At 66.9% G+C, this 22,898-nt stretch carries 22 protein-coding genes and 2 tRNA genes; 13 read left to right on the plus strand and 11 right to left on the minus strand.

Annotated elements, in window-relative coordinates:
- The first annotated feature begins 11 nt into the window (after positions 1 to 11).
- From CGUA_RS10580 to CGUA_RS10600, 5 genes are all read left to right on the plus strand, one after another.
- Positions 12 to 851 carry a CPBP family intramembrane glutamic endopeptidase gene (locus CGUA_RS10580; RefSeq protein WP_290195493.1) on the plus strand — a complete coding sequence of 280 codons (840 nt, stop codon included), beginning with the start codon at positions 12 to 14 and terminating at the stop codon, positions 849 to 851.
- A gap of 63 nt (positions 852 to 914) precedes the next feature.
- Entirely contained in the window at positions 915 to 2,654 is a 1,740-nt protein-coding gene (locus CGUA_RS10585; RefSeq protein ID WP_290195494.1) for a CocE/NonD family hydrolase, read from the plus strand.
- An 18-nt stretch (positions 2,655 to 2,672) separates the two neighbouring features.
- Complete coding sequence (locus CGUA_RS10590) at positions 2,673 to 3,200, plus strand: protein-L-isoaspartate O-methyltransferase family protein (protein ID WP_290195497.1); 528 nt, start codon at positions 2,673 to 2,675, stop codon at positions 3,198 to 3,200.
- Between the two features lie 155 nt (positions 3,201 to 3,355).
- Positions 3,356 to 4,705, plus strand: coding sequence for an MFS transporter (locus tag CGUA_RS10595; RefSeq protein ID WP_290195499.1), 1,350 nt, complete (start codon positions 3,356 to 3,358; stop codon positions 4,703 to 4,705).
- A gap of 169 nt (positions 4,706 to 4,874) precedes the next feature.
- Positions 4,875 to 5,216 carry a nuclear transport factor 2 family protein gene (locus CGUA_RS10600; RefSeq protein ID WP_290195501.1) on the plus strand — a complete coding sequence of 114 codons (342 nt, stop codon included), beginning with the start codon at positions 4,875 to 4,877 and terminating at the stop codon, positions 5,214 to 5,216.
- Positions 5,217 to 5,275: 59 nt separating this feature from the next.
- Here the strand turns inward: CGUA_RS10600 and CGUA_RS10605 are convergent, their stop codons facing one another.
- Both CGUA_RS10605 and CGUA_RS10610 read right to left on the minus strand, forming a co-directional pair.
- On the minus strand, positions 5,276 to 5,899 hold the full coding sequence (locus CGUA_RS10605) for an ATP-dependent Clp protease proteolytic subunit (RefSeq protein ID WP_290198376.1): 624 nt from the start codon (positions 5,897 to 5,899) through the stop codon (positions 5,276 to 5,278).
- A 24-nt stretch (positions 5,900 to 5,923) separates the two neighbouring features.
- Entirely contained in the window at positions 5,924 to 6,523 is a 600-nt protein-coding gene (locus CGUA_RS10610; RefSeq protein ID WP_290195502.1) for an ATP-dependent Clp protease proteolytic subunit, read from the minus strand.
- A gap of 202 nt (positions 6,524 to 6,725) precedes the next feature.
- On the opposite strand from CGUA_RS10610, the gene CGUA_RS10615 reads away from it, so the two are divergent.
- Complete coding sequence (locus CGUA_RS10615) at positions 6,726 to 7,676, plus strand: zinc-binding dehydrogenase (protein WP_290195505.1); 951 nt, start codon at positions 6,726 to 6,728, stop codon at positions 7,674 to 7,676.
- An 82-nt stretch (positions 7,677 to 7,758) separates the two neighbouring features.
- On the opposite strand, the gene tig is transcribed toward CGUA_RS10615, so the two are convergent.
- The 3 genes from tig to CGUA_RS10630 all read right to left on the minus strand — a co-directional run bounded on the left by tig (position 7,759) and on the right by CGUA_RS10630 (position 9,518).
- Entirely contained in the window at positions 7,759 to 9,147 is a 1,389-nt protein-coding gene (tig, locus tag CGUA_RS10620) for a trigger factor (RefSeq protein WP_290195507.1), read from the minus strand.
- Positions 9,148 to 9,210: 63 nt separating this feature from the next.
- A tRNA-Pro gene (locus CGUA_RS10625) sits at positions 9,211 to 9,284 on the minus strand.
- A gap of 159 nt (positions 9,285 to 9,443) precedes the next feature.
- A tRNA-Gly gene (locus CGUA_RS10630) sits at positions 9,444 to 9,518 on the minus strand.
- Between the two features lie 192 nt (positions 9,519 to 9,710).
- On the opposite strand from CGUA_RS10630, the gene CGUA_RS10635 reads away from it, so the two are divergent.
- On the plus strand, positions 9,711 to 10,547 hold the full coding sequence (locus CGUA_RS10635; RefSeq protein ID WP_290195509.1) for a DUF1542 domain-containing protein: 837 nt from the start codon (positions 9,711 to 9,713) through the stop codon (positions 10,545 to 10,547).
- Between the two features lie 75 nt (positions 10,548 to 10,622).
- Here CGUA_RS10635 and CGUA_RS10640 read toward each other — a convergent pair whose 3' ends face one another.
- The 3 genes from CGUA_RS10640 to CGUA_RS10650 form a co-directional block, all read right to left on the minus strand.
- On the minus strand, positions 10,623 to 11,099 hold the full coding sequence (locus tag CGUA_RS10640; protein ID WP_290195511.1) for a ribose-5-phosphate isomerase: 477 nt from the start codon (positions 11,097 to 11,099) through the stop codon (positions 10,623 to 10,625).
- 31 nt (positions 11,100 to 11,130) lie between these two features.
- A complete protein-coding gene (locus tag CGUA_RS10645) occupies positions 11,131 to 11,409 on the minus strand; it encodes a hypothetical protein (protein WP_290195513.1) in 279 nt (92 codons plus the stop codon).
- Between the two features lie 95 nt (positions 11,410 to 11,504).
- The gene (locus tag CGUA_RS10650) at positions 11,505 to 12,119 is read right to left on the minus strand and encodes a mycothiol-dependent nitroreductase Rv2466c family protein (RefSeq protein WP_290195515.1); all 615 of its coding nucleotides are present in this window, start codon (positions 12,117 to 12,119) and stop codon (positions 11,505 to 11,507) included.
- Between the two features lie 98 nt (positions 12,120 to 12,217).
- Here CGUA_RS10650 and pepN point away from each other — a divergent pair, with 98 nt between their 5' ends.
- The gene (pepN, locus tag CGUA_RS10655; RefSeq protein WP_290195518.1) at positions 12,218 to 14,758 is read left to right on the plus strand and encodes an aminopeptidase N; all 2,541 of its coding nucleotides are present in this window, start codon (positions 12,218 to 12,220) and stop codon (positions 14,756 to 14,758) included.
- A gap of 62 nt (positions 14,759 to 14,820) precedes the next feature.
- The gene (locus CGUA_RS10660; RefSeq protein WP_290195520.1) at positions 14,821 to 16,113 is read left to right on the plus strand and encodes an HNH endonuclease; all 1,293 of its coding nucleotides are present in this window, start codon (positions 14,821 to 14,823) and stop codon (positions 16,111 to 16,113) included.
- A 26-nt stretch (positions 16,114 to 16,139) separates the two neighbouring features.
- On the opposite strand, the gene CGUA_RS10665 is transcribed toward CGUA_RS10660, so the two are convergent.
- A complete protein-coding gene (locus CGUA_RS10665; RefSeq protein WP_290195522.1) occupies positions 16,140 to 17,288 on the minus strand; it encodes an acyl-CoA dehydrogenase family protein in 1,149 nt (382 codons plus the stop codon).
- Positions 17,289 to 17,392: 104 nt separating this feature from the next.
- On the opposite strand from CGUA_RS10665, the gene CGUA_RS10670 reads away from it, so the two are divergent.
- From CGUA_RS10670 to CGUA_RS10685, 4 genes are read left to right on the plus strand one after another with little or no spacing between them, the layout of a single operon-like run.
- Positions 17,393 to 17,824: a hypothetical protein gene (locus tag CGUA_RS10670; RefSeq protein ID WP_290195524.1), complete on the plus strand. Its 432-nt coding sequence runs from the start codon at positions 17,393 to 17,395 to the stop codon at positions 17,822 to 17,824.
- A gap of 11 nt (positions 17,825 to 17,835) precedes the next feature.
- On the plus strand, positions 17,836 to 19,278 hold the full coding sequence (locus CGUA_RS10675; protein WP_290195526.1) for a sensor histidine kinase: 1,443 nt from the start codon (positions 17,836 to 17,838) through the stop codon (positions 19,276 to 19,278).
- Positions 19,275 to 19,946 carry a response regulator transcription factor gene (locus CGUA_RS10680; RefSeq protein ID WP_290195528.1) on the plus strand — a complete coding sequence of 224 codons (672 nt, stop codon included), beginning with the start codon at positions 19,275 to 19,277 and terminating at the stop codon, positions 19,944 to 19,946. The genes CGUA_RS10675 and CGUA_RS10680 overlap by 4 nt, the downstream gene beginning before the upstream one ends.
- 20 nt (positions 19,947 to 19,966) lie before the next feature.
- Positions 19,967 to 20,881, plus strand: a complete 915-nt coding sequence (locus CGUA_RS10685; RefSeq protein WP_290195530.1) for a DMT family transporter — start codon at positions 19,967 to 19,969, stop codon at positions 20,879 to 20,881.
- A 10-nt stretch (positions 20,882 to 20,891) separates the two neighbouring features.
- Here the strand turns inward: CGUA_RS10685 and CGUA_RS10690 are convergent, their stop codons facing one another.
- On the minus strand, positions 20,892 to 21,605 hold the full coding sequence (locus CGUA_RS10690) for a GntR family transcriptional regulator (protein ID WP_290195532.1): 714 nt from the start codon (positions 21,603 to 21,605) through the stop codon (positions 20,892 to 20,894).
- A gap of 87 nt (positions 21,606 to 21,692) precedes the next feature.
- A complete protein-coding gene (locus tag CGUA_RS10695) occupies positions 21,693 to 22,847 on the minus strand; it encodes a cystathionine gamma-synthase (protein WP_290195534.1) in 1,155 nt (384 codons plus the stop codon).
- Positions 22,848 to 22,898 lie beyond the last annotated feature (51 nt).

Consider the following 22,898-nt stretch of genomic DNA (forward strand, 5'->3'; position numbering starts at 1 on the left):
GCGTCGGCGCCATGACGACAAGCTGCACAAGCTACAACCGCCCGTTCACATTCTTCGCGCTCGCGACCGCCCTCCCCTGGGCCCTCTGGCTCCTCGGCGGCTGGCTCAGTCACCGCGACCAGCCCCTCGCCGCGTCACTGCTGGCCCTGGCGGGGCTGACGGCTCCGCTCGCCGTCGTCGCCTGGGTCACCCGCGACGCCCCGGACGTCCGCGCCGACATGTGGCGGCGCCTCGGGAATTTCCGGGAGAGTCAGCGTCGCTGGCCGGTGCTGGCGGTGCTGCTGATGCCCGGCGCGGTGCTGGCGGCGACGGCCATCTCCCTCGCATTCGGCTACCCCGTCGAGCAGTTCCTGCCGCGTGGCGGGACGACGTTTTCCGTGGGCGTCTTCTCCGGCTGGTTCGTCCTCGTCGCCGGCGCGGTGATCGAGGAGCTCGCGTGGCACTCCTACGGCACCGACGCGCTGCGCAGTCGCCTCACCCTGTTCACCACCTCACTGATCTTCGCCGGGATCTGGGCGTTCTGGCATGTGCCGCTGGCATTCTTCGACGGCTCCGCGCAGGCGCAGACCGTCGACCAGGGGGCGATCCACGCCCTCAACTTTCCCCTCAGCCTGCTGCCCTTCGTCCTCCTGATGAACTGGATTTACTGCCGGGGCCACCGGAACATCATGCTCGCCGTTCTTTTCCACCTGGGCGCAAACCTGAGCACCCAGGTGCTGGCGACGCATCCGGACACCGAGATCATCGCCACCGGGGTGCTGCTCGCGGTAACCGCCGCCGTCCTGTGGTTCGAACGGGAGCTCTTTTTCCGGCGGGGGCACCACCCCCTTGCCGGGCCAACTTTGTCATAATAAACTCACGTCCATCACCTGTGGCATGCTCCACAGTCACCCCCAGACGAAAGGACGCCCACGTTGTCCGACGCTTATCCCCAGTTCCCCGCCGAGTCCACCGAGACCATCACCAGCGGTGGCAACGCCATCACCGTCCGCAAGAACCTCCGCGTCCCCATGCGCGACGGCGTCAACCTCGCCGCCGACGCGTACCACAAACCGGGCGACCAGCCCCGCCCCGCACTGATCGCGCTGTCCCCCTACGGCAAGGAGCTGCAGGCCTACTCGCTGACCATGCCGGGCCAGTACCGTCCGTCCGTGACCTGGGACGGCTGCATCGAAGCCGGTGACATCGCCCGCGTCGTTGCGGAGGACTACGTGCACGTCATCGGCGATCTGCGCGGTTCCGGCTACTCGGAGGGAACCCACTCCGGCAACTACAACGCCGGCGGCGTCCCGCTCGGCGAGGACGCCCACGACTTCATCCAGTGGGTCGCGGAGCAGCCGTGGTGCGACGGCAACGTCGGCATGATCGGCACCTCCTATTTCGGGTCGATGTCGGTGCTCGCCGCGGCGGAGCGGCCCCCGGCCCTCAAGGCCATCTTCGTCAATGGCGGCCACTACGACTTCTACGAGACCACCTACCACGGCGGCGTCATGTGGCTGATGCCGCGCGCCGCCCGGGAGGGCCGCGGCGGCGACTCCGGCTGGGCCTTCACCGACCGCGTCACCTCCCGGGTGCTCGACGAGTACTCCCCGGCCGAGGTCGAGAGGATGGTCGAGGAGCGCCTCAAGGACGCCGACGTCTCCGCCTGGCCCAACATGTTCCATGTGCTCAGGTACCCGAAACACCACGAGGCCTGGTTCGACATCGTCCTCAACGACCTTGACGGCGAGTGGTACCAGGATCGCAACCCCAACGAGCTGGCCCACCGGATCGAGGTGCCGGCCTATTTCCAGATCGCCCAGGGCCGCGGCTGGACCATGGACGGGACCATCGAGATGTTCGAGAAGGTCTCCGGCGTGAAGAAGCTCGACATCCTCGCCTACCCGCCGATGAACTCCCGCCCCTTCGTCGACGCCCACGACGAGATGTTCCGCTGGTACGACTACTGGCTCAAGGGCGTCGACAACGGCGTGATGGACGAGCCGGCCGTCACCGTCCACGTCGAAGGTTCGGGCTCCATCCGAACGGGAGACCGATTCCCCACCGGGGAGATCGAGCACAGGCCGCTCTACCTGCGCCCACGCCACCTCCTCGCCGACCGCCCGGAACCCCTCGGCCCCGAATACGCCGTACCCGAGGCAATGACGCAGATGCCGATGATGCTCACCAACGAAGTCGCGACGCTGACCTGGTCCACCCCGGCGTTCACCGAGCCGACCGAGTTCCAGGGCACGGGCGCCGCGCACCTCCACATCGCCATCGACCAGGACGACACGAATTTCATTCTGCGCTTCTGGGACGCGGCGCCGAACGGCAAGCGTCAGTTGCTGACGACGGGCTACCTCAAGGCCAACCAGGCGGAGCTCTCCCCGGAGTCCACGCCCGGCAACCCGGTGCACCCGCACAGCCGGAAGATCCCGGTCGTCCCGGGCGAGATCAACGAGTACGTCATCCGCGTCTACCCCTTCGCCGCGACGCTCCTGCCGGGCCACCGGCTCATCGTCGAGCTCTCCAACAACGAGCCCGTCTCCGACGAGCACAACGCCATGTTGCCGCCGGACGCCTTTCACCTGCCGATCGGCCGCAAGACCACCACCACGGTCTACCGCGACGCCACCCACCAGTCGCACATTCTGCTGCCGTACGTGAAGTAGGGTGCCTAGGCTGGGGTCATGATCGACCGTCGAGATTTTCTCCCGGAGTCCGCCCGCCGCCACGCACTCGCCGACGCCCCGCTCTCCATCGGCCACGGCCAGACCAACTCGCAGCCCACCACCGTCGACAACATGCTCGAGCTTCTCGACGCCCGACCCGGCCACCGCGTCCTCGACGTGGGCTCCGGCTCCGCCTGGTCCACCGCCCGCCTCGCGGAGATCGTCGGCCCCTCCGGCCGGGTCTTCGGCGTCGAGCGCGTCCCCGAACTGGTGGAGTTCGGCCGAACCAACCTGGCCAAATACGACTTCCCCTGGGCCAGCATCCACCAGGCGGGCACAACCCTCGGCCTGCCCGAGGAGGCCCCCTTCGACCGTATCCTCGTCTCCGCCATGGCCGAGAAACTGCCGCAGGATCTCGTGGCACAGCTCGCCCCCGAGGGCGTCATGGTGATCCCGGTCGCGGGCCGGATGCTGCGGGTCGACGCCGCGGGCGGGGCGACCGCCCACGGCGACTATCTCTTCGTCCCGCTGATCACGGGTGAATGAAAATTTTCCTGGAGTAGACCGCTTGGGCTACTATTCACCTTCGTCCGCAACATCAGAGAGCCCTCACCGCTGCGGTGACCCCCAACTCCTGCGTTGCTCCGGAGCCCCGGAAAGCGATGTGCAGCCTTTCTTCGAATTCTGAAGGTTATTAATCCATGCACACTTCGACTTCCCTTCGGCCCACTTTCCGTGAGGCCATCGACAACTCCCCCATGAGCGCCCGCCAGTGGCTGATCATCGCCATCGCCGCGTTCATCAACATGCTCGACGGGTACGACCTCGTCACCATGGCGTTCACCGCCACCGCCGTGTCCGAGGACTTCGGGCTCACCGGCTCCCAGCTCGGCTGGCTGCTCTCCTCGGCCCTGCTGGGTATCGGCATCGGCTCCATTCTGCTCGGCCCGCTCGCCGACCGCTTCGGCCGCCGTCGTCTCATCATCGTGGCCCTGGTCATCGACCTCATCGGCCTGACCATGACCTCCCTGTCCGACAGCCTCGGCGAGCTGCTGCTGTGGCGAGTCATCACGGGCATCGGCGTCGGCGGCATCCTCGCCTGCGTGACCGTCCTGGTCAGCGAGTTCTCCAACCTGCGCTTCCGGGGACTGGCCATGTCCATCTACTCCTCCGGCTACGGCATCGGTGCCGCCGTCTGCGGCATCCTCGCCGCCCGCACCATCCCGACGCAGGGTTGGCAGACCGTCTTCATCGCCGGCGCCGTGCTCACCGCGGTCGCCCTTGTCGTCACCGTCTTCCTCGTCCCCGAGACCGCCGAAGTCCATGCGGGCAAGGGTCGCCAGGACAGGATCGTCGACCTCGCCCGCACCCTGGGCAAGGAGACCGACCTGGCCCCGACCGTGATCAACGCCGCCGCCAAGCCCTCCATCAGCGCCGTGCTGCGCAGCGACATGCTCAAGGTCACCCTCCGTCTCTGGATCGCCTTCTCCCTGATCAACTTCGCCTTCACCTTCGCCAACCAGTGGACCCCGAAGCTGCTGACCGAGGCGGGCCTCTCCACCCAGCAGGGCATCATCGGCGGCATCATGCTCTCCTTCGGCGGCACCATCGGATCCCTGATCTACGGCGCCCTGACGACGAAGATCGACGCCCGCAAGCTCCTCATCGCCGTGAGCCTGCTGGCCACGCTCGTTCTCGTCGCGTTCATTTACTCCGCCGGCCTGCCGACGCTGATGTTCGCGCTCGGCGTCGGGGTGGGCATGCTGCTCAACGCGGGTGTGACCGGCATGTACACCATCACCCCGCAGGCCTACCCGGCCTGGCTGCGCACCACCGGCGTCGGCACCGCGATCGGCGTCTCCCGCGTCGGTTCCGTCACCGCCCCGATCGTCGTGGGCTACCTGGTCGACGCCGGCTGGTCCCCCGCCAGCCTCTACGTGGGCGCGGGCCTCATCGTCGGCCTGACCGCGCTGGCGCTGATCGGGGTCCGCGAGTACTCCGAACCCAAGCAGGACGCCGCCCCGAGCCCGAGCCCGGCCCTGGCCGGATAGGACCCGGGCCAGGCGCGCCAGATTCGACGCGATGGTCCCTCGTGGCCTTCGCGCTGCCGCGGTGGCGACTCGGGTTGTCCACCGCCGTACTCGCTCACGACGGCAACATTTTTCTCCCGAGCAGCGGCCTCTTCTGAAGCCGCCCGGAATCAGGTTTATCGTGGGAGGCATGGATTCAGAGCTTGAACACGTCCTGCACCTGGAACGGGAACTGCAGACCCCGTCCGTCCGGCGTGACCGCGAGCGGTTGACGGAGCTGCTCCACCCGGACTTCGTGGAGTTCGGGGCGTCAGGCAGGCGCTGGGACCGCGACGCCATGCTCGACGACGTCGAGCGTGATCGACGGGTCATCCACATCAAGAAGCTTGAGGCCCGGACGCTGGCCGAAGACCTCATCCAGGTGTTCTGGCAGTCGAAGATCAACGAGCACAGGGCCCGACGATCCTCGCTGTGGAAGCGCACGGGCGGAACGTGGCGGATCATTCACCATCAGGCAACGCCCCTGACATGACGACGGCGCCCCACCTTCATGGGAAGGTGGGGCGCCGCTGTGTCGCGTCGACAAGCGCTTTAGCCGTTGAGCTTACGGTAGTCGAAGACCTGGTCGACGATGCCGTACTCGACGGCTGCCTCGGCGGTGAGGATCTTGTCGCGGTCGGTGTCCTCGCGGACCTGCTGCGGGGTCTTTCCGGTGTGGCGTGCCAGGGTCTCCTCCATCTGGTGGCGCATCCGCTCGATTTCAGCGGCCTGGATCTCCAGGTCGGAGACCTGGCCCTGGGTCCCCTGGGTGGACGGCTGGTGGATCAGCACACGGGAGTTCGGCAGCAGGGCGCGCTTGCCCGGGGCGCCGGCCGCGAGGATGACGGCGGCGGCGGAGGCGGCCTGGCCCAGGCAGACGGTGGCGACGTCGGGACGGACGTACTGCATGGTGTCGTAGATCGCCATCAGCGCCGTGAAGGAACCGCCCGGCGAGTTGATGTACATGGTGATGTCGCGGTCCGGGTCCTGGGACTCGAGGACCAGCAGCTGGGCCATGATGTCGTTCGCGGAGGTGTCGTCGACCTGGGTGCCCAGGAAGATGATGCGCTCCTCGAAGAGCTTGGAGTACGGGTTGGTTTCCTTGGTGCCGTAGGACGACTGCTCGATAAACGACGGCAGGACGTAACGCGACTGCGGCATCTGCGGGGTGTTCATGGTGTTCATTTTCCTCTCTATCCCTTAGTTACCGACGGAGCCCTGGGCGTGCTCGATCACGTGATCGACGATGCCGTACTCCTTGGCTTCCTGAGCGGTGAACCAGCGGTCGCGGTCCGAGTCCTTGGTCACCTGCTCGAAGGTCTGGCCGGTGTGCTCCGCGATGAGCTCGGCCATCTCGCGCTTGGTGGCGGCGAACTGCTCGGCCTGGATGGAAATGTCGGCGGCGGTGCCACCGATGCCGGCGGAAGGCTGGTGCATCATGATGCGGGAATGCGGCAGGGCGTAACGCTTGCCCCTGGTGCCGCCCGACAGGAGGAACTGGCCCATGGAGGCGGCCAGGCCCATGCCGTAGGTGGCGACGTCGTTCGGGACGAACTTCATCGTGTCGTAGATGGCCATGCCCGCGGTGACGGATCCGCCCGGGGAGTTGATGTACAGCGAGATGTCGCGGTTCGGATCCTCGGCGGCCAGCAGCAGGATCTGCGCGCAGAGCTTGTTGGCGATCTCGTCGTCGACCTGCTGGCCGAGGAAGATGATGCGCTCGCGCAGCAGACGCTCGTAAACGGAATCACCGAGGTTCATGCCTCCGCCCGGGGAGGTCATGGAGAGCTTGTCAGTCATGTTCGTGGACACTCCTGTTTGTGTAAATCTGTCTTTGGCTTTCAATGACACCACCCTACTAGCGTCCCCGCCCCAGCCGCCCTTCTGTTCGCTGACAGCGTCGCAACACAAACATTGATACTACCTTTTTGGGCGGGAAATCATTTCCGGGCGTAAGATCGAAAATGTACCTACAAAAACTCAACCGAAAGGTGGACCTTCCATGAAGGCCTGGCAATTCACCACCACCCACGAACCACTCGTTCTCACAGAAGTTCCGGAGCCGAGCGCCGCTGCCGGTGAGGTCGTCCTCGACATGAAGGCCGCGGGCCTGTGCCACTCCGACGTCGGCCTCCTGGAGGACGAGGGCTGGCTGGCCCTTCTGGCCAAGCAGCCGATCACGATCGGCCATGAGAACGCGGGCGTCGTGGCCGAGGTCGGTGAGGGCGTCACCGATTTCAAGGTCGGCGACCGGGTCGGCGTCTGTCCGACAGCGGAAGGCGTCGGCGCTCCGGGTTACGCGTTTGACGGCGGATTCGCCCCGAAGATGGCTGTTCCCGCCGCCGCACTGGTACCGCTGCCGGACGAGGTCGACTTCCGCAACGGTGCCGCCGCCACCGACGCGGGCATGACCTCCTACCACGCGATGGTCACCCGCGGCGGCGCCAAGGAGGGCGACAAGGTCGGCGTCATCGGCCTCGGCGGCCTGGGCCAACTGGGTGCCCGCGCCGCTGTTCTGCTGGGCGCGGAGGTGTATGTCGCGGAAGTCAACGAGAAGGTGTGGCCGCTGGCCACTGAGATCGGCGCCACGGACGTCAAGGCGGCGATCACCGACTTCGAGGACGTGGAGTTCGACGTCATCGTCGATTACGCCGGCTTCGGGACCACCACCGATCAGGCGATCAGCGCCGTCCGACCGGGCGGCACCGTCGTCCAGGTCGGAATGGGCAAGCTTGAGGCCACCATCAACACCCGTAACCTGATCACCAAGGCCGTCAACCTGCTCGGTTCCGTCGGCGGCACCAAGGAGGACGTCGCCGGCGTCTACGCGCTCATGGCCACCGGAAAGATGAACCCGACCATCACCACCATCAGCTTCGACGAGATTCCGGAGGGGCTGGAGAAGCTCCACCGCGGCGAGATCGTCGGCCGCCTGGTCGCCTCCTACGAGTAGCCCCCGGCGACACACACCGGAAACGACGGACCCCGCCACGCGCTGCGCGTGGCGGGGTTCTCGTTTGCGGGGAGAGGGCCGCTTACTTCTCGCTGGCCTCGTCCTCGGAGGTGGTGACGTCCTGATCGGTCAGCTCAGCGTTCTCATCCTCGATCTCGCCGAAGTACTCGTTCGGGTCGACCTCGTTGCCCTCGTCGTCCGTGACGGAGACGCGGGTGATGGCGGTGGCCAGGGCCTTGCCGCGGCGGACGTCGGCGAACAGGTTGCCGATCTGGTTGGCCTGCTGCAGCTGCTGGACGAACTGGCCCGGGTCCATGCCGTAGGACTGCGCGGTGAAGAGGATGTGGTCGGTGAGCTCCTGCTGGGAGACCTCCGGGGACTCCTCGTCAGCGACGGCGTCCAGGAACAGCTGGGTGCGGACGGACTCTTCGGCCTGCTCGCGGGACTTCTGGTCGAACTCCTCGCGGGTGGTGCCCTGAGCCTCGAGCAGCTGGGCCAGGGCCTTCTCGTCGTGAGCCATCTGACCCAGGAGCTGGTGCAGCTGGGAGTGGACCTGCTCGTCGACGATGGACTCCGGCAGAGCGAAGTCGGCCTCGGCCAGGGCGGCCTTGAGGACCTCGTCGCGGATGTCGCCGGCCTGCTGGCCCTTCTTCTGCTCGGCGAGCTGCGCCTTGGTGCTCTCGCGGAGCTCCTCGACGGTGTCGAACTCGGAGGCCATCTGAGCGAAGTCGTCGTCGAGCTCCGGGAGCTTGCGCTCCTTGGTCTGCTGGACGTGGACCTTTATGGTGGCCTCCTGGCCCGCGTACTCGCCGGACTCGATCGTGGAGGTGAACTCGCCGTCCTCGTCGGTCTTCAGGCCGCGCAGAGCGGTGTCGAGGCCCTTGATCAGGGAGTCGTCGCCGATCTGGTAGGACAGGCCCTCGGTGGAGGCTTCCTCGATCTTCTTGCCGTCGATCTCCGCCTCGAGGTCGATGATGGCGAAGTCGCCGGTCTTCAGCTTGCGCTTGGTGTCCTTGAGCTCACCGAAACGCTCACGCAGCTTGTCCAGCTCCTCGTTGACCGCGTCCTCGTCGACCTTGATGGCCGGGACGGTGACGTCGAAGGAGGCGAAGTCCGGGACGGTGATCTCCGGGCGGATGTCGACCTCGGCGGTGAACTCGACGAAGTCGTTGTCCTCGATCTTGGAAATGTCGATCTGCGGCTGGGAGATGACCTTGAGGTCGTTCTCCTCGCACGCCTGCTCGTACTTGGTCGGGAGCATGTCGTTGATGACCTGCTCCAGGATCTGGCCGCGACCGAAGCGGGCGTCGATAAGCTGGCGCGGCGCCTTGCCCTTACGGAAACCCGGGAGGGTGACCTGCGCCCCGACCGTCTTGTACGCCTGGTCGATTTCCTTGTCGAGTTCGCTGAACGGAACGTTGACGGTCAGCTTCACGCGGGTGTCGCTGAGCTTCTCGACGGAAGTCTTCACGGGATACTCTCCTGGTCGTTTTGTCTTCTAATAGTCCGACGGAGTCCCGGAGGACCCCTTGAGTCGGGGCGACAGGATTTGAACCTGCGACCCCCTGCTCCCAAAGCAGGTGCGCTACCAAACTGCGCCACGCCCCGTACACGCCAGTTGGTCTGGTCCGCATACGAGAGGCCACTTTACAGCCTCTGTTTCACCAGCCGGATCATCGGGTCCTGATTAACCCGAAATTCACGCCCGGTCCCAACAAAACAGCACCGCCGCCAGCAGTTCATGCCGACGGCGGTGCACTCCGTTGGTGGAGGGGATGACGGGAATCGAACCCGCGTCTTCAGCTTGGAAGGCTGAGGTATTAGCCACTATACGACATCCCCAGTCGCCTCAGATTGCTCTGCGACAATCAGCCATCCTAGTGCAGATCACCGCGGATCCCCAAAACACCCTCCCCACATGCCCGATTGCGTCCAGCGCGGGAACACAGCGGGAGCAGCGGCCGTTGAACCAGTCAGTAGGGTTGGTGGCATCACCCGCCCGACGCCCGGTATCGACGAAGGACCCTGTCACCCATGATTGAACTGCTGCTCATCCTCGCCATCCTCGGTGGTGGCGCCTACCTGCTGGCCAGCCGGCAGACGAATAATAAGAACGCCCAGCTCGAGCAGGTTCAGCTTGCCGACGCCCAGGCCGACGCCCGCCGATGGATTGAGCGGCTGGGCAACCAGGTCCTGACGATTTCCGGCACCGACACCGCCTCCACCCAGGCCATGGCCGACGCCTCCGAACGCTACAATTCCGCGGCCTCCGCAATCTCCACGGCCACCACCGTGAAGCAGGCCCAGCTGGCACGCGAGTCCGCCCTGGAAGGCATGCATTACGTCAACGCCGCCCGCGAGATCATGGGCATGCCGGCCGGCCCGGAAATTCCGCCACTGGCGGGTCAGCGCAACGCGGGCCGGGTCACCGAGCGCCGCACCATCGAGCACGAGGGGCAGACGCTGACCGCCTCCCCGGTGGCCACCGACGAGACCCCCAATTACTATCCGGGCGGCAACGTCGCTGGCCGTCCGGTCCCGGCCGGCTGGTACTCCTCCCCGTGGTGGGCCTCGGCCATGATGTCGGGCATGTGGACCATGAGCTCGATGATGATGTTCTCCGCGATGTTCTCGGGCATGAGCGGCGTCGGGTACGGGCAGGACGCCTGGGCCGCCGGTTACGGCGAGGGCCTCGAGGATGGCGCGGCCGGTGACCTCGGCGGCGAAGACATGGGCGGCGACATGGGAGAGATGGGCGGCGAAGACATGGGCGGTGACGGCGGCGGATTCTTCGGCGGCGACGGCGGCCTCTTCGGCGGTGGCGGTGACGGCGGCGGAATGGACTTCGGCTTCGACTTCGGTTTCGACTAGCCGGCCCCTGGCCCGGCGCCACCGCGGGAAAAGCAGGGCACCGGTGCGTCGGGCACCGGTGCGGGACGAGACGGGCTAGTTCTGGGCCGGGACCTCCGGCGCGACGCCGGAGTTCTCGTATTCGGAGATGATGTCGATGCGGCGCTGGTGGCGCTCGGTACCTTCCCACTCGCCGGCGAGGAAGGCGTCCACGATGGCCTTGGCCTCCTCCTCGGAGTGCATGCGGCCGCCGATGCCAATCAGCTGGGCGTTGTTGTGCTGGCGGGCCAGGCTGGCGGTCTCCGGGGACCAGGCCAGGGCGCAGCGGGCGCCCGGGACCTTGTTCGCGGCGATCTGCTCTCCGTTGCCGGAACCGCCGAACACGAGGCCGAGGGAACCCGGATCGTTGACGGTGCGGGAGGCTGCTTCAATGCAGAAGGCCGGGTAGTCGTCGGCGGCGTCGTAGACGTGGGCGCCGCAGTCGATGGCTTCGTGGCCGAGGGACTCGAGGTGCTCCTTGATGACGTTCTTCATCTCAAAACCGGCGTGGTCTGCTCCGAGGTAAATGCGCATGACTGTGAGTCTAGCCTGACCCGTTGCCCCGCTACTTGACCTCCCTGAAGCTTCGGGTCGGGGTGCGTTCCGCGTCCTCCCGGGTGACGTTGCGGTAGATCAGCCAGACGCCGAGGGCCAGCAGCGCCAGGGGCAGGAGCTTGAACAGCACACCCAGCGCCCAGAGGAACGCCCCGAGGACGCCGAGCGCTCCGGCGAGGGCGGTGAGGGCGGCCAGCCCCAGGGACAGGGTCTTGTTCGAACTCCAGGCGGTATGGGCGCCGAGGCCCGCGACCACGGCGATGACGATGGCGGTGACGGTGAAACTCATGTGCCCCACTGTAGGGACGTCACTGGCCCCGGTCCCGGAAAAGCACGGAGCCCCCAGCCAATGCGTAGCGCATGGCCAGGGGCCTGTGGAACGGGTTAGTTCTGCGGGTTCTCGAAGCGGTGGCGCTTGGCCTCGAAGAAGTAGGGGTAGGCGGCGAGCGTGGCGTAGGCGTCGAAAAGCTCTCCGGACTCCTCCCCCTCCGGGTAGCGGGTGATGACCGGGCCGAAGAAGGCGTTGTCCTCGACCTGGACGACCGGGGTGCCGGCGTCCGAGCCGACGGCGTCCTGGCCGGCCTGGTGGTAGGCGCGCAGGTCGGCGTCCATTTCCTCGGTGTTGGCGACCTCCGCGTAGGAGGCGTCCAGCCCGACCTTCGCCAGGGCGTCCTTGATGATCTCGTCGTAGGCGCCGAAGTCGGACTTGCCCGCCTGGTCCTGGGTATGGAGGATCTCACCCATCGCGGTGTAGAGCTCGTCGACCTTCTCCGGCTGCTCGTTCTTGACCTTCGCGAAGACGCGTGCCGGGCCCCAGTTGGCCTTCATCTTTTCGGCGTAGTCGGCCGGGATGTCGGCGTTCTCGTTGAGGACGGACAGCGACATCGGGATGAACTCGAGGTCGATCTCGCGGTGCTTCTCGACCTCCTTGATCCAGCGGGAGGTCTTCCATGCGAACGGGCAGGAGACGTCGAACCAGAATTTCACGCGGGTAGCCATGAATCAGAGCCTTTCATTTTAAATTTCATCTAATTGATGCGTGTGGCCCAGCATAGCCGAAAATCCGCGCCCCGCCAGCCCGGTCTACCCTGGCGGGCATGACATCGATCAATCTCACTCAGGCCGAGGCCGAGGCACGTGCCGAGCTCATCGACGCCGTCCACTACAACGTCACCCTCGACGTCACCGGCGAGGAGCGCTTCTCGACGACCACCGTCGTCTCCTTCACCACCCGCGGCGCGGGCTCCACCTTCATCGACCTGCGCACCGACCGTCTCGATTCCGCGCTTCTCGACGGCGCCCCGCTCGACGTCAGCGGCTACGAGGCCGAGCACGGCATCCCGCTCACCGACCTAGACCCGGGCGAGCACATTCTCCAGGTCGTGGCGACGGCGCCCTACTCCCGCACCGGTGAGGGCCTGCACCGCGCGGTCGACGCTTCCGACGGCCGGGCATACCTTTACACCCAGTTCGAGACCGCCGACGCCAAGCGCGTCTTCGCCTGCTTCGACCAGCCCGACATCAAGGCCACCTACGACTTCAAGGTGACCACCCGCACCGGGGACGTGCTCATCACCAACGAGCCGGTCAACTACTTCGCCGCCGAGGACGACACCGTCGAGCACCACTCGAGCATCGATTACCCGCTGTCGACCTACCTGATCGCCTTCTGCGTCGGCCCCTACACCCAGGTCAACGACACCTGGCGCGGCCGCCTCACCCTCCACCCGGAGACCCCGTCCGACTTCAGCCAGATCGAGGGCAAGGAGATCGAGATTCCGCTCTCGATCTACACCCGCGCCTCCGTCGCCGACTCCCTGGACGCCGAGCGCCTGTTCACCGAGACCAAGCAGGGCTTCGACTTCTTTCACCGCAACTTCGGCGTGCCCTACCCCTTCACCAAGTACGACCAGGTCTTCGTCCCGGAATTCAACGCCGGCGCCATGGAGAACGCGGGCTGCGTGACCATCCGCGACGAGTACGTCTTCACCTCCGACGCCACCCACTACCAGTACGAGCGCCGCGCCGAGACCATCCTCCACGAGATGGCGCACATGTGGTTCGGCGACCTGGTCACCATGGAATGGTGGGGTGATCTCTGGCTCAACGAGTCCTTCGCCACCTGGTCCGCCGCCATCTCCCAGGCCGAGCAGACACAGTACGACACCGCGTGGGTGACCTTCGCCAACGTCGAGAAGGCGTGGGCCTACGCGCAGGATCAGCTGCCGACCACCCACCCGATCTCGACCGATGCCTCCGACATCGAGACCGTCGAGCAGAATTTCGACGGCATCACCTACGCCAAAGGCGCCTCGGTGCTCAAGCAGCTGCAGGCCTACGTCGGCCGCGAGAACTTCTTCGCCGGTGTGCGCCGCCACTTCGCCGCCCACGCCTGGTCCAACGCCACTTTCGAGGATCTGCTCGCCTCCCTGGAGCAGGCCAGCGGCCGGGACCTCAGCTTCTGGGCGGACCAGTGGCTCAAGACCACCGGCGTCAACGTCCTCTCCCCCGCCTTCGAGATCACCGACGGCGCGTACAGCGAGTTCGCCGTCCGCCAGTCGGGCGAGACGCTGCGCACGCACCGCATCGCCGTGGGCGTCTACAAGCTGATTGACGACGTCGTGCGCCGCACCCACCGGGTCGAGATCGACGTCGACGGCGACACCACCGCCGTCCCCTCACTGGTGGGCGTCGAGGCCGGCGACTTCGTCCTGGTCAACGACGATGACCTCACCTACGCCCTGCTCGATCTGGACGACGCCTCCCTCGACTTCATCGTCGCCAACATCGACAAGATCACCGACCCGATGGCGCGGACCCTCTGCTGGTCCGCGGCCTGGGAGATGACCCGCGACAGCTTCATGCCCGCCCGCGAATTCATCGCGCTGGTCATCCGCGGCGCCCGCGCCGAAACCGAAATGGCCGTCCTCGAACGCATCCTCGGGCAGGCCGTCCAGGCCCTCGACTCCTTCGCCGATCCCGCCTGGGCGAAAGCCGACACCACGCTGGCCACGATGCTTCTCGACGGCGCCGAGAACGCCGCCCCCGAGCGCGCGCTCGTCTACCAGAAGGCCCTCGCCCAGATCCGCCTCACCGAGGAGGCCGCGGAGTACTTCTCCTCGCTCCTCGAATCCAGCGAGGACGCCGACACCCGCTGGCGAGCCCTGACCGCGCTGGTCGCCAGGGGCGACATGGACACCGCCGCCGTCGACAAGCAGCTCGAGCTCGACCCCTCCTCCTCCGGCGCCCTCTCGGCCAAGAAGGCGCTGGCCGCGCGGCCCTCCCCTGAGGTCAAGGCTGCGCTTGTCGACGCCCTCGTGGCCGGCGACATGTCCAACGTCGAGGCCCGCCACCAGCTGGCCGGCCTGACTTTCGGCGACGCCGCCGAGCTGCTCGCCCCCTTCAACTCCACCTACTTCGAGGTCGCGGTGGACGTGTGGGAGCGCCTGTCGACGGAGATGTCCTCCTCCATCCTCACGGGGATCTACCCGTCGTGGGATGTCACGGACGAGGGCATCGCCCGCGCCGATGAGTTCCTCGCCCGTCAGGACCTGACGCCGGGGCTGCGCCGCCAGACCATGGAGCTGCGTGACCGGCAGGCACGGGCACTCCGCAACCGGAAGGCGGACGCCGCTTAACCTGCGGTTTTCCCGGCCCGGGGGGCGTGTCGGGGCGGTGCGATAAGGTTCATGTCGAACGCATGATCGACTACCGGTTCGGGGGAACCACGCTCATGAACGAACCCTATTTCACCGTCTGCGCACCCGATGATCCGCTGGCCCAGGTGACCCGTCTCGCCCGCCAGGCCGACTACGACGCCTGGCAGGCGTGCTACCGCACCGCCGGGCCCATCGACGCCGCCGAGCGCGACTGGGACGAACACGCCGCCACCCTGGCGGTCTCCATCGGCTCGACGAAACGTCGCATTGAGCAGCACCTCATCGCCTTCGACTACCTCGAACGGCTTCCCCTCCTCAGGGCGCTGATCGAGGACATGATGCACCTGGATACCTACGTCCTGGTCCGGATGGCCGAGGTGCTTCTCAAACTCCACCCCTCACTCGACGCCAACCCTGAGGTCTGGGTGTTCATCGACGAGGAACTGACCGCCTATCTCACACCGACGGCGCCCGCCCAGATTCTGCCCGGCGCTAACAACATCGTCCGCAAGCTCCAGCGGGTCCTCCTCGTCCTGCAGGAGGAGCTGCCGAAGCCGCCGCCGGCGGACCCGGGGGACGACCCGGACGCGGGGTTCCAGAGCTATCCCGACGGGACCGACACCACCGCCCTGTCCTTCAGCCACGAGACCGGCCTCGCGGCCATTCTCGAACAGGCCATTCGCACGCACGCGACCGCCCAAGGGCTGTCGATGACGCAGGCCCACGCCGACATCCTCCTCAACAAGGTGCAGGTAAAGATGCACCTGAACCTTTACCAGGCGCACGACGTCGAGAATGCCCCGATGTTCCTCGCCGACAACACGATGATTTCGGGGGAAGGCCGGCGCCAGCTGGCCCCGTACATCACCGCCACCCGGGACATCGACGCCGTCGACGGGTTCGTGGCCGAGGGCTACCAGCCGACCGCGGCGCAACGCGCCTTCATCGAGGGCCGCGACGGGTACTGCCGCTGGGTCGGCTGCGGCAAGCTGGCCAAGGACTGCGACAAGGACCATCGGATCAACCACTCCGAGGGCGGTGAGACCAGCACCGACCAGATGGTCTCGGCGTGCCGGCCGCACCACAACCGCAAGACCGAGGGATTGGTCTACTACGCCTTCGACAAGCACACGGGCAACGTCTACTGGCTGTACCAGGACGGCACCTGGGCGGTCGACGAGCCCAAGGGGCCGCTGGCCCCGGTTAACCGGCGGTGGCTGGCCACGTTGGCGGAGCGCCTGAAGAAGCGTCGGCAGCGACTGTGGCAGGAGCACCCGGCCACGGAGGCGCCCGCCGCCGTCCCGGATGAGGAAGGGGGCGAGCCCCCGTTCTGATGACGGAAAAATCCGTCATCGGTGGATTATTCGACTGGGCCGAGCAGCGACTTGGTGTAGGCGGCGTGCAGCGACTCGTTGTCGCTGGGCTGGTACAGCCCAGCGAGGACGTCGCGGTAGAGGCGTTGCAGCTCCGACGATCGGTAGTACTGCGATCCTCCCGTCGTGCGGATGGCCAGTTCCACGGCCTCCTTCGCCGCCTCTGTGGCGCGTCCCTTGACTCCCGAGAAATGCAGGAACCACTTCGCCCCGTGGTCGACGATGGCGAGGTTGTCGACGTCGTCAGTGAGCTTCTCCAGCTGAAGAATGACGCCGTCCATGATGATGCCTGCCTCGGCGATCTGCCAGCGGATGTCCGGGTCCTGGGAATATGGGGCCTGCCTGACGTGGGACCTACGCTTCTTGGTCGACTCCACCGCGAAGTCCACGGCCCGCTCGCCGAGGCCGGTGTAGACGCTGGCCAGCAGCAGCTCGAAGGGTCCGAAAATGCCCCAGACCAGGGGATCAGGGTTCGGGCCAAGCGGGGTGTGGGTGGCGACGTGCTCAGGCGCCATCCGCACCCCGTGCAGCCTGGTGGTGTTGGACTGCGAGGCGCGCATGCCGAGGGTGTTCCAGTCGTCGAGGATTTCGATGCCTTCGGCGCCGCGCTCCAGGAAGCCGAAGACCAGCCGGTCATCCGGGGTCCGGGCGTGGACCAGCAGCTTCGTCCACACCGGGGACAGTGAGGTGAAGATCTTGGTGCCGGTGATCGAGTAACCGCCGTCCTCGAGCGGCTCAGCGGTGGTCAGGGAGTCAAAGAGGACGGCGTCGTTGCCCGCCTCCGAGATACCGAATGCGAAGATCTCCCCGTTGACGGCTGCGTCAAAGACCCAGTCGAGGCGGTCATCGCCGCGCAACCACAGGGTGTAGGCGACCGTGACGATGATCTGGTGCATGTTGATCCCCAGTGCGGTCGCCGGGGCGGCCTGGGCCAGCAGACGCTGGGCGCGCGACCCCTCCACCAGTGTGAAACCTTTTCCCCCGAACTCCTCCGGCACCATCATCGCCAGGTAACCGGCGGCGCGGAGATCGGCCAGGTCCTCGTGGAAGAAATCATTGCGATCGTCATAACCGGCGGCGCGATCGTGGATGCGGGCGCGCAGATCGGGAGCAAGCAGCTCGGAAACTCGTGTCATTGTTCATCCTCCAGTTGTCTCGGGCAGAAACCCCAGACTAATGATGAAGAAACCTTCATCGGCGGTTCACGCCCCTTTCATGGCCGCCACGGATACTCGGGGTCATGTCATCCGTGAAACGTTTCGCCCCGGTCATCGTGATTGCCGTGCTCCTGGCGCTCGTCGCACTTGGAGGCACCGCCCTGGCGAACAACAACAGACCCCCGCAAATCGGCCCGGCCAGCCTGACCATCACCGCCACGACCTCCACCCCGGACGCCGCGGACGCCGCAGACGCCACCGGCACCCCCGACGCCACCGGCACCCCCGACGCCACCGGCACCCCCGAGCCCGCCCCGTCGCCGGTCGCCGAAGCACCCGCACCGGCGCCCGCACCCGCACCGGCGCCCGCACCGGCTCAGGCTCCGGCTACGGCACCCGCCAGCATCCAGCCGCCCCTGCAGTACCAGCACTACGAGGGCTGGGGCGACGATGACGGGGACGATGGGGACGATGCGGATGACTGGGATGATGACGACGACTGGGACGACGACTAACTTCGAATCCCATGGCCGAGACTTCCCTGACGCTGCGCCGCAACTCGCTGCGCTGGCGCATCATGCTCTGGATCCTCGTGGTCACCGCGGTCGCGCTGGCCAGCGTCATTCTGCTGACCAGGGCGACGCTGGTGTCCCAGGTACGGGAGGACTCGAACTCGGACGTCGCGCAGGAACTCGAGGAGTTCCGTCAGTTCGCGACCACCGAACCCTACGACACCGCGGACGGGCTGATCCGGGAGTACATGCAGCGCCAGATTCCGGACGACGAGGAGCTCTTCGTCGGGAGAACCGATCACGGTCTGGTGCAGCACGACTTCGCCAGCATCGACAGTCGGTTCCGCGCGCCGCTGCCGGCCAACGATCCGCTCATCTTCGAGATCTTCCACTCAGAGCAGAACTCCGGGGTATTCCTGCACCCGGAGCAGGGTCGTTCCCACTGGGGCCGGATCGACGTCGTGCTGCCCTCAGGTGACGGCGCGGAATTTGCGGTCATCAATTTCGCCGCCGAGGACCTCGCCGAGGCGGAGGCCCAGGTGCGGTGGCTATCGCTCTTCGCGCTGGTCGGCCTCCTGACGGCGGGCCTGATCGCCTGGCTCATCGCCGGGCAGATCATCGCCCCCATCAGGAAGCTGAAGTCCGTGGCTCGCTCGATCTCCGATTCCGACCTCACCCGGCGCGTGCCGGTGGAGTCCGAGAACGAGATCGGCCAGCTGGCCAGAACCTTCAACGCCATGCTCGACCGCATCGAGACCGCCTACCGGAACCAGCGGCAGTTCATCGACGACGCCGGCCACGAGCTGCGCACCCCCATCACCGTCGTCCGGGGCCAGCTCGAGTTGCTGGAGGACTCCACCGACGAGCAGCGCCGGCGCTCCGTGGAGCTGTCGACCGCAGAGCTCGACCGCATGTCCCGGATGGTCAACGACATGCTCACCCTCGCCGTCGCCGATTCGGGCAACTTCATCACGAAGGAGCCCGTGGACGTGGCGGAGCTGGCCATTGACGTCGAGGACAAGGCGTCGACGATCTCCGACCGCGCCCAGCTGCTGGAGGTCGCGGAGGGCACCGTCGACCTCGACGAACAGCGGGTCACGGAGGCTGTCCTGGAGCTCTTCGGCAACGCCCTGCGCTACAGCGAGGACGTCGTGGAGATCGGGACGGATTTCCGTGGTTCGGGGCCCGAACGCACCTTCCGGGTCTGGGTCCGCGACCGCGGAATGGGCATCCCGGCGGACCAGGTCGACTCCGTCTTCAGCCGCTTCAGCCGCGGCGAGCAACACGGCACCTCCCGGCCCGGCGGCGCGGGGCTCGGTCTGTCCATCGTGCAGGCCATCGCCCATGCCCACGGAGGCCGTGCCTTCGTGGACTCCACCGTCGGATTAGGCTCGGTCTTCGGCATGGAACTGCCCGCCCCCGAACCCACCGAAGTAGAAGTGAAGGAACAACAGTGAGCAGGATCCTGATCGCGGAGGATGACCGCGGTATCGCGGACTTCATCGAACGCGGCCTCACCGCCGCCGGCTACGCCTGCGACGTCATTGATTCGGGCCCGGCGGCCTTCGCCATGGCCCGCTCCGGGGACTTCAACCTCATGATCCTCGACCTCGGCCTGCCGCACATGGACGGAGTCGACGTGCTCGAGCAGCTTCGCGCGTTGCGGGTCACCCTGCCGATCATCGTCCTCACCGCCCGCATCAAGGTCGCGGACCGGGTCCAGGCCCTCGAGGGCGGGGCCGACGACTACATGCCCAAACCCTTTCAATTCGCGGAGCTGCTCGCCCGCGTGCGCCTGAGGCTTGCCGACGCCACCACCTCCGAATCCGCCGCCGACTCGGCCTTCCGCCTCACCCGTCATGACCTGGTCCTGGACCTGCGCACCCAGCGGGTGCGCGTCGCGGAGAAGTGGAAGGACCTGTCGCGCCGCGAGATGGGGCTGCTGGAGACCTTCCTGCGCCACCCCGGCCAGATCCTCTCCCGGGTGCAGCTGTTGAGCATGGTGTGGGGCATGGACTTCGATCCCGGCTCCAACGTCGTCGACGTCTACATCCGGACCCTGCGCAAGAAGATCGGCGCCGAGCGCATCGAGACGGTCCGCGGCTCCGGTTACCGGCTGGTGTAGCCCCGGCTACCCTGGTCGGGGTGTTCGTATTCCTCGCCGTCTTCGCCGGTTTCCTCCTCCCGGTCCAGACTTCGGTCAACTCACGCCTGCGCGCCACGGTCGGCACGCCGCTCGCCGCCTCGACGATTTCTTTCGCGGTCGGCACCGCCTCGCTGGCCTCGCTGGCGCTGGCCGTCGACGGCACCCTTCGGCCCGACGTCGGCGGGCTGCCCTGGTGGATGTTCCTGGGCGGCGCGTTCGGCGTGGTCGTCCTGACGGCGAACATCATCCTGCTGCCGCGGCTCGGCGCCCTGGCCACGGCCATCCTGCCCATCGTCGGCCAGGTGACGATGGGCCTGCTCATCGACGCCTTCGGCTGGTTCCGCTCACCCGTGGTCGAATTGAGCGTCATCCGGGTCACCGGCGCGGTGCTGGTGCTCGCGGGTGCCCTGGCCGCGGCCGGGGTGCTCGACCGGGTCCGTTCGGGCGATCTCGGGGAGGCTGACGCGGGCGCCTCTCTGTGGTTCTGGCGGCTGTTCGCCGTGGCCTGCGGCATGCTCGCGTCCTCCCAGACCGCGGTCAACGGTCAGCTCGGCGTCAACGTCGGCTCGCCGGTGCTGGCCGCGTTCATTTCCTTCTCGGTGGGCTTGACGACGCTGATCGCGCTGCTGCTCATCACCCGCACCCCGATCCGGTGGAACGCCGAGGTCGGGGGCACCTGGTGGATGTGGGTCGGCGGTGTGCTCGGCGCGACGCTGGTATTCCTCAACGCGGCGCTGGCCCCGATTCTGGGGACCGGGCTGACGGTGATGGGCGTGCTGGTGGGCATGATGGCCGCCTCGCTGATGATCGATTCGCTGGGGTTGATGGGCACGCGGCGTCGACAAGCGAGCGCGCCGCAGATGGGCGGCGTACTCGTCATGCTCGCGGGCGTGGCGATGATCCGGCTGCTGTAGGCGGTCCCCGCTACTCCGCGCGGGAGACGATCTCGACCTTGACGACGTCGGTGCGCAGGATGTCGCGGGAGTACTCCACCACGCGGCCGGAAGCGTCGCTGGCGCGGCGTTCCAGGCGCAGCAGCGGGGTGGTCCGGGAGACCCCGAGCCGGCGCTGCTCCTCGGCGTCGGCGATGGCCGGCTGCAGGGTCTCGCGTTTGGTCACGGGGCGGTGGTCGAGCTCCGCCAACAAGTCATAAAGGCCGTGGGTGAGGTCACGCACCGTGAAATCCGGGAAGAGATCCGCCGGGAAGTAGGAGTCCTCGATGGCGAAGGGGACGTCGTCGATGCGGCGCAGACGCAGCACCCGATGGACCAGCCCGTCCCCCAGCACGCCGGCGACGACGGGATCCGGCGACTCGGTGGCCACGAGGAGGATCTCGGAGTCGACGGTCGTACCCGACTCCTGCAGCTGCCGGAAGAGGCCGTGCATGTCGGTGAGTTCGATCAGCGGCGGCTCGACCCGCACGAAAGTGCCGCCGGTGCGCCCACGGCGGCGGTCGATGAGTCCCTCCAGCTGCAGGATGTCGAGGGCGTGGCGCACGGTCATGCGGGCCACGCCGAACTCGTCGACGAGATCACGTTCCGTCGGCAGCCGGTCGCCGGGAAGCAGTTCCTGGGAATCGATGCGTTCCCGCAGCGACGCCGCGATCGACAGATACGCAGGTGTGCGATCCTCTTCCACGTCCTTGACCTCCGTCCCGTGGTCAATCTCGGGATAACACTACAAGTGCGGCGGGGAAAAACCCAGAGGTCGGTGACATGACAACAATTACAGGCGGGCGACGGCCTCGAGGGCGGCCTCGACGTCGGCGAGCAGGTCAGCCTCGTCCTCGATGCCGACGGAGATGCGGACCAGGTCCCGCGGGACCTCGATCTGGGACCCCTCGGCGGAGACGTGGGTCATGGTGGCCGGGTGCTCCACCAGGGACTCGACGCCACCCAGGGACTCCGCCAGACAGATCAGCCTGGTCGACAGGCAGAAGGTGCGGGCAGCCTCCTCGGAGGCGAAACGGACCGACACCATGCCGCCGAAACGCGTCATCTGCTTCTTGGCGACCTCGTGGTTCGGATGGGACTCCAGGCCCGGGTAGAGCACCTGGCTGACCAGGTTGGACTCCTCGAGCAGGCGGGCGACGGCCTCCGCGTTGTCGCAGTGGCGATCCATGCGCACGGCCAGGGTCTTGGCGCCACGGGCGGTGAGGTAGGCGTCGAAGGGGCTCGGGATCGGGCCGACCCAGCCGAAGAAGAAACGCAGTTCCTCCTCGAGCTCGTCGTCGTCGGTGACGACCAGGCCGCCGATGACGTCGGAGTGGCCGCCGATGTACTTGGTCGTCGAGTGCAGGACGACGTCGGCGCCCAGGGCCAGCGGGTTCTGCAGGTAAGGGGAGGCGAAGGTGTTGTCGACGATGAGCTTCGCGTCGCCCTTGACGGCGGCGACGGCGGCGATGTCGGACACCGACAGCAGCGGGTTGGTGGGGGTCTCCAGCCAGATCAGCCTGGTGTTGTCCTTGATGGCGGCGGCCAGCGCGTCCACGTCGGTGGTGTCGACGACGGAGTACTCCACGCCCCACCTGGTGAAGACCTTGTCGATCAGGCGCCAGGTGCCGCCGTAGGCGTCGTGGCCCATGACCAGGTGGTCACCCGGCTTGAGGTGGATGCGCAGCAGAACGTCGGTGGCGGCCATGCCGGACGCGTAGGCGACGCCGTGCTTGCCGCCCTCCAGGGCCGCGACGGTCTTCTCCAGCGCGGTGATGGTCGGGTTGGCGACACGGGTGTACTCGTAACCGCCGCGCAGCTTCGCCAGGCCGTCCTGGGCGAAGGTGGTGGAGGCGTAGATCGGGGTGTTGATCGGGCCGTACAGGGAGTCCGGCTCATAGCCGGCATGGATGGCGTCGGTAGTGAAGCCAGGCTTGTCGGTGGTCATGCGCGTGGTCTCTCCTTGGTCTGCTGCGATAGAAGTGGTACGTCCGGCCAT

The sequence above is a fragment of the Corynebacterium guangdongense genome (genome assembly GCF_030408915.1).
Lineage (GTDB): Bacteria > Actinomycetota > Actinomycetes > Mycobacteriales > Mycobacteriaceae > Corynebacterium > Corynebacterium guangdongense.